This window comes from Methylibium sp. (assembly GCF_013817365.1).
In the GTDB taxonomy this organism is placed as follows: Bacteria; Pseudomonadota; Gammaproteobacteria; order Burkholderiales; family Burkholderiaceae_C; genus Methylibium.
Window position 1 is genome coordinate 1 of sequence record NZ_JACDCU010000247.1, and the last position, 6,266, is coordinate 6,266.

At 66.9% G+C, this 6,266-nt stretch carries 3 protein-coding genes and 1 pseudogene; 1 reads left to right on the forward strand and 3 read right to left on the reverse strand.

The window, feature by feature from the left end; translation table 11 throughout:
* Positions 1 to 177: 177 nt before the first annotated feature.
* Genes H0W38_RS14505 through imuA form a run of 3 tightly spaced genes read right to left on the reverse strand, consistent with a single transcriptional unit; the run spans position 178 to position 5,161 of the window.
* On the reverse strand, positions 178 to 3,294 hold the full coding sequence (locus H0W38_RS14505) for an error-prone DNA polymerase (protein ID WP_292455275.1): 3,117 nt from the start codon (positions 3,292 to 3,294) through the stop codon (positions 178 to 180).
* Between the two features lie 12 nt (positions 3,295 to 3,306).
* Positions 3,307 to 4,617 carry a DNA polymerase Y family protein gene (locus H0W38_RS14510; protein WP_292455277.1) on the reverse strand — a complete coding sequence of 437 codons (1,311 nt, stop codon included), beginning with the start codon at positions 4,615 to 4,617 and terminating at the stop codon, positions 3,307 to 3,309.
* Complete coding sequence (gene imuA, locus H0W38_RS14515) at positions 4,562 to 5,161, reverse strand: translesion DNA synthesis-associated protein ImuA (protein ID WP_292455279.1); 600 nt, start codon at positions 5,159 to 5,161, stop codon at positions 4,562 to 4,564. The genes H0W38_RS14510 and imuA overlap by 56 nt, the downstream gene beginning before the upstream one ends.
* 769 nt (positions 5,162 to 5,930) lie before the next feature.
* Between imuA and H0W38_RS14520 the strand changes: the two are divergent.
* Positions 5,931 to 6,266: pseudogene (locus H0W38_RS14520) on the forward strand (hypothetical protein); the annotation flags it as partial.

Below are 6,266 nucleotides of genomic sequence, written 5' to 3' on the forward strand. Positions count from 1 at the left end.
TGCGCGCGAATGGTGCGGGACTGGATGATGCGGGCCTCACGCTCTCCGACGGGCTCCAGACGCGTCCCACAAACACGAAGGCGGCGGCGCGGGCAAGCTCCAGCGCGTTTCCAAGCCGCCGGAGCGCAAGGCAAGCCGTAACGTCTTGACGTGAAGATCCAACCGAGTGGTGCGAGCCTAATGAAAATCCCGCGACGTCGCTGACGCCGCGAGCCGACCCAGCAAGGGCGTCAAGTCGGCCAGTCGCTCGGCGATGAGATTGCGCACCTCGCCCTCACGATGCCAACGACCCGACACCGCCAGAAGTCGCGAGCCGAGCAGTTCCTTGCGCTGCTTGTCCTTCAAGCGCTTCCAACAGATGACCTGCACCACACCGGTCTCGTCCTCCAGGCTGACGAAGATGGTGCCGTTGGCCGTGTCCGGCTGCTGCCGCAAGGTGACGATGCCGCAGTACCTCACCTTCCTGCCATCCGGCAGGTCTTGCAGGTCGGCTGCCGACATCAACCGGCGCTTCGTGAGGAGCGGGCGCAAGAGTGCCACCGGATGTCTGCGCAGGGTCAGACCCGTCGCCGCGTAGTCGAAGACGATTTCCTCGCCCTCGGGGGCTGCCGGCAGCTCAAGCAGGTCTTCGTGCACCGGTGCGTCCCGGAGCAGCTTCGGTGGTGCTCTGAGCCCCGAGGCATCCCAGACCTGCTGACGCCGGTGCCCCGACAGGCTCAGCAAAGCGTCCGCTCCCGCGAGCAGCCGCATCTCGTGCTGCTCCAGACCCGCGCGTCGCGCCAGATCCTCGGCACTGTCGAAAGGCCCAATCACCCGAGCTGCGACGACCCGCTCCGCCGATTCCTTTCTGAACCCACAAATCAGCCTCAAGCCCAGCCGAACGGCCGGCGGATGCGGCAGACCTTCCAGGGTGCAGTCGTAGTGGCTGTCCATCACGTCGGCCGGTCGCACTTCGACGCCATGGCGCTTGGCATCCTGCACCAGCTGACTGGCGCTGTAGAAACCCAGCGGCTGCGAGTTCAGCATCGCGGCCAGGAACTCGGCCGGGTGATGGCACTTGATCCAGCAACTCGCATAGACCAGCAGCGCGAACGAGGCCGCATGGCTCTCCGGAAAGCCGTACGCCGAGAACCCCTTGATTTGCGCAAAGATGCTCTCCGCGAACTCCTTCGTGTACCCACGCTCGGTCATCCCGCCCACGATGCGCTCGTAGTACATCTCCAGGCCGCCCTTGCGCTTCCAAGCCGCCATGGAGCGCCGCAGCTGGTCGGCTTCGCCGGGCGTGAATCCCGCAGCCAGGATGCTGATTTGCATCACCTGCTCCTGGAACACCGGCACGCCCAAGGTTCGGCCCAGCGCCTCCTTGAGCGCCTCGCTCGGATAAGTCACCGGCTCCTTGCCCTGCCGGCGGTTCAGGTAGGGGTGGACCATGCCGCCCTGGATGGGCCCGGGGCGCACGATGGCGACCTCGATGACCAAGTCATAGAAGCACTGCGGCTTGAGCCTCGGCAACATGCCCTGCTGGGCCCGGCTCTCAATCTGGAAGACTCCCACCGTGTCCGCCTTCGAAATCATCCCGTAGGTGACCGCGTCCTCGGCCGGAATGTCCTGCATCTCGAACACGTGACCCTTGCGCCGCCCGATGAACTCGAGCGACTTGCGAATCGCCGTGAGCATGCCCAGGGCCAGCACATCGACCTTGAGCAGCCCGAGGGCATCCAGGTCGTCCTTGTCCCACTCGATGACGGTGCGCTCGGGCATCGAGGCGTTCTCGATGGGCACCATGCGCGAAAGCGGTCCTTTGGTCAGGACGAATCCGCCGGTGTGCTGCGAGAGGTGCCGGGGGAAACCGATGAGCTGGGTCGTCAGCTGCAGCAGCTGCTGCACCGCCAGGTCGTCGACCGAGAGGCCGGCTTCCTGGACCCGCTCGGCCATCACCAGTCGCCCGTCGAACCACTGATGTTCCTTGGCGACCCGGTCCACCGTCTCGAGGTCGAAGCCGAGCGCCTTGCCGACGTCGCGAATTGCGCTCTTCGGGCGGTAGGTCACCACGGTGGCCGTGAGCGCGGCCCGCTCGCGGGTGTACTTGCGGTACAGGTACTGGATGACCTCCTCGCGGCGTTCGTGCTCGAAATCGATGTCGATGTCCGGCGGCTCGTTGCGCTCCTTGGAGATGAAGCGCTCGAACAGCACCGACATGCGCGCCGGGTCGACCTCGGTCACGCCGATGCAGTAACAGACCACCGAGTTGGCCGCGCTGCCACGACCCTGGCAGAGGATGTGCTGCGAACGGGCGAAGTTGACGATGTCCGCGACGGTCAGGAAGTAGTGCTCGTAGTGCAGCTCGGCAATGAGCGCGAGCTCGTGCTCGATTTGCGTCTGCACCTTGGCCGGCATGCCGAGCGGCCAGCGCCGGCCGGCGCCCTCGTAGGTCAGGCGGCGCAGATAGGAAGAGGGCGTCTCGCCGTCGGGAACCACCTCGTCGGGGTACTGGTAGCGCAGCTCGTCGAGCGAGAAGTCGCAGCGCTCGGCCACGCGCAGCGTCTCCTCGAGCAGCTCGGCAGGGTAGGTCTGCGCCAACCGCAGCCGGGTGCGCAAATGCCGCTCGGCATTGGGCTGCAGGTCGAGGCCGCACTCGGTCAAGGGGCGGCCCACGCGCACGGCGGTCATGACGTCCTGCAGCGGCTTGCGCGAGCGCACGTGCATGTGGACGTCGCCGGCCGCCACCAACGGGATGGCGGTTTGCGCGGCGACCTCGCGCATGCGGTGCAGCCACATCTCGTCCTCCAGTGTCCGTAGCAGCGACACGGCGAGCCAGCAGCGGCCAGTGAAGTGGTCGAGCAGCCATCGTGCGAGGCACAGCAGCTGCTCGGGCGACGACGAGCGCTCGGGCGCCGATAAGACGAGGCAATCGTCCAGTGCATCGGCCTTGATCTCGTCGAGCGCCAGGCGGTAGCTGCCCTTTTCGCAGGCGCGGCGCAAGCGGGTAATGAACTGGCACAGGTTGTCGTAGCCGTTCAAATTGCGCGCCAAGACCAGCAGCGTGAAGGGCGCCTCTCCCTGAACCCCGCCCTGGACCTGGAACTGCGCGCCGACCAGCAGCTTGAGTCCCTGTGCATTCGCCTCGACATGCGCGCGCACCATCCCGGCCATCGAGCACTCGTCCGTGAGGGCGAGCGCCGCGTAGCCGAGCTGCCGGCCACGCTCGACAAGTTCTTCGGGTCGACTCGCTCCTCTGAGGAACGAGAAGTTCGACAAGCACCACAGCTCCGCATAGGCGGGTAAGGCTTGCATCGTTCGCGCGCCTCAAGCGAAGCTGCCGTGCAGGTACCAGGCGGTCGCCTCATTGGCGAGCCGCTCCTGGAATATCCAGAGCACGCCGGCGTGCTCGCTCAGCGCGACCCAGTAGTCGCGCTGGACGTTGAGCGCCTTGTCGCCGTCGTCGGCCTGCGTTCGGTGCCACCAGCCACCCTCGACGCGATGCGGACCGGCGAGCAGTTGCAGCAGTCCCTGGTACATCGGCCGCTCGCCCCTGGTGGCCAAGCGCAGTGGCCTGGGCAGAACGAAGGTCGGCTGCGGCAGGGCAGAGCGCCTGGCAGGCTTGCGCGGCCGGGGCTTCGGTGCCGGTTGCCAGTGCTGCATCCACTCCAGGCGGTGGTCCTCACAGACCACGGGGCGCAGCACGCGCTCGGACCCGAGCCGGGCCGCGATGCGCTCGAGCACCAGCGACAGCGATTCGCCCTGCTGCACGGTGTCCGGTAGCAGAGAGCCGCTGGCCTCCTCCATCGGGCGGACATCGACGGCCTCGAGCTCCAGGTCGCCGACCGGCGCAAGGAGCTCGACCTTGGCCAGGTGCTCGGCGAGCAGCCGGCAGAAGTGCTCGAGATGGCGGGTCGGCTCGGCGGTGCGGACCGTGAGCTCGCCGCCCTCGCCGGCGTCCTTGGCGCGCATGGAGTCGTGCCCCCAGCGCAAGGTAAAGGCGGTGGCGCCCGCATGGCGCGCGCTCAACCAGCCACTCATCTGCAGCAACAGCCGGCGGGCGCCGAAGAGCAGGGCGGGCGCCATCTCGACGCGCGACATCAGTTCGAGCCGGGCCTTGAAGGTCTCCGGGAGCACGACCCAACAGTGACCCTCGGGGCGCAGTCCGTAGGCCTCGTCGAGGGCGGCGAGAAGCTGCTGGTCGAAGCGCCGACCGATGCCGCCGCGTGGCAGGCGCCGCACATCGCCCAGCGTCTGGCAGCCGAGCTGGCTGAGCGTGACATGGTGAGGTCGGGTGGCGCTGAGCGCAGGCAGGGGCAACCGGTCCAGCAGTTCGGCGAGCGGCTTGCGAAAGCCGTTCTCGACGCCGGCACGAGCCAGCGCAACGGCGGCCAGGCTGGTAGGTGCCCACGCAAGCGCCGTAACGCCAAGCTCGCTGGATTCCTGAACGACGCGGTCGCGCAGGGCGCGTTTGCCGCCAAAGAGTCGCGTACTGGCCTCGACCTCCATGACGACGGCTTCATCGACCAGCGCAACACGGGGGGAGAACTGAAGCGCCCAGGTTGCGAGACCGTGCAGCGCATCAATGGGCGGCAGCGTGCCGTCGGGGCCGGACAGGAGCAGTGCTGCCCACAACATTGGCAGCCACCTCGCGAGAGGGAAGGAGTCGGCTGGGCTGGGCCAGTCGAGGGGTGAGGATGGCGGCAAGGCCACCGGGCACCGAGTGCAGCCGTACGACACCGTCGTGGACGGGGCCACGACGCTTGAGGACGTGAACGTGCAGCTCCCAGTCCGGCCCGAAGCTCACCATCACGCGAAGTGGAGCGGCAGAGGCTTCGTGCTGGGCAGCGGCGGGCCGGACCAGGAAGACCGGGCCTTCGCAGGACTGCGAGCAGACCTGCAGACGACGGACTTGTTCAGGGCGGGCCTGCGGCAGCCAGGCGATGAGAGCTCCGCAGGCATTGGACTTGACGAGCTGTTCGGTGCACCAGAGGCGCTCGGCCGGCGTGTCGGCCTGGACCCAGACCAGTTGGCGCTCGTCGATGCCTGCATGGTGAAGACCGGGGAGGTGCGGATGGCGCGGTGGTCCGACGACGACGACGGACTGGCGGCGAGCGATGACTGCACGCAGCGCCGGACCGAGGAGTCGCCACTCGAGGACGGCGGGTTGGGTTTGGAGCAACTCGGTCAGCGAATGGCACGGCCACCCGTTCCCGGAAGTTCTTGGTCAAGCTCTTCGAAGCCGGAGGAGACGACCGAGGTGACCTGGCGGCCTCCCTCGTTCGCGCGCCATACGCACGCCCCCAACCCGCCCGGCAGGAGTCCAGGAGGGCGCACGAGGCGCAGTTCGGATTGGTCCGGCGGAGGCGAAGCGTCCTCCTGCCAGTCGACGACGGCATGCATTCGGGAAAGCAAAGTACTGGATGGATGAACAGTACACCACGGACCTTGACTTTGTCGAGCGTGAAAGTTCCACACCGCTGGTCGGCCCCTGGTGTCTGCCGGCAGGACTGAGAGCGCGGCGAGCTGGCGAAAGGCACAGGGCGGAGACTTGACCGGCGGCAGCCTGCTTCGGCTCGAACCCGTACAAGCTCTACGAACGCAGAGGAAATGCCTTTGGCGGCTGATGCCTAATTAGGCAACGGAGAGGCAATAACCGCCGTTCGTGCCTGACTGATGCCGCTGTGATGCCTAACTGATGCCGCTACGTTGCCAATCCGGCCCGCCCGGCATCTTCGGGCCCGCGGCGGGCGCCAGAGGCGTTCTGAGTTGCAGGGCCCTTGTACCGGACACGGGGAAGCGCGCGACGGGTTTGCATTCGACTGTTCACGCCGCTGGCAAAGGTTGGACACCGAAACGCTCCAAACCCGCTCGCACCCTCTGGGCAGCAGCCCACTACAGGGTAAGTGGAAGTCTAAACTTTGCGGGACCGCAGCCCGTCGAATGCCGCCATGTGCTACTCCGCCCAAGTCGTGCGCGACTACCGTCGCTATACCCGCGAGTACGGCGCGCAACTCGACCTCAAGTCCTTCGTCGACATCTTCTGGCGCCGGCAAGGCGACAGCAAAGTCAAGATTCCCGAGGCCATGCAGGCGGCTTTCCAGGGGCATGAGCCCGCGGACGAGGACGAGCGCCGCATCCGGACCTTGATTGAGGAATTTGCGTCCGAGCAGGCATCCAAGCTCGAGCAGGAGCTCTTCGCGCAGCGAAAGCGCCTGGCCGATGCCGAGCGAGCGCTGGAGGCCAAGCCGACCAAGGCTGCGGCGGAATCGAAGCGCATTGCCACC

What these genes read in the sequence shown, in the direction of transcription:
- H0W38_RS14505 (WP_292455275.1), bottom strand. Translation starts at nt 3,294, where the DNA reads ATGCAAGCCTTACCCGCCTATGCGGAGCTGTGGTGCTTGTCGAACTTC.
- H0W38_RS14510 (WP_292455277.1), bottom strand. Translation starts at nt 4,617, where the DNA reads ATGTTGTGGGCAGCACTGCTCCTGTCCGGCCCCGACGGCACGCTGCCG.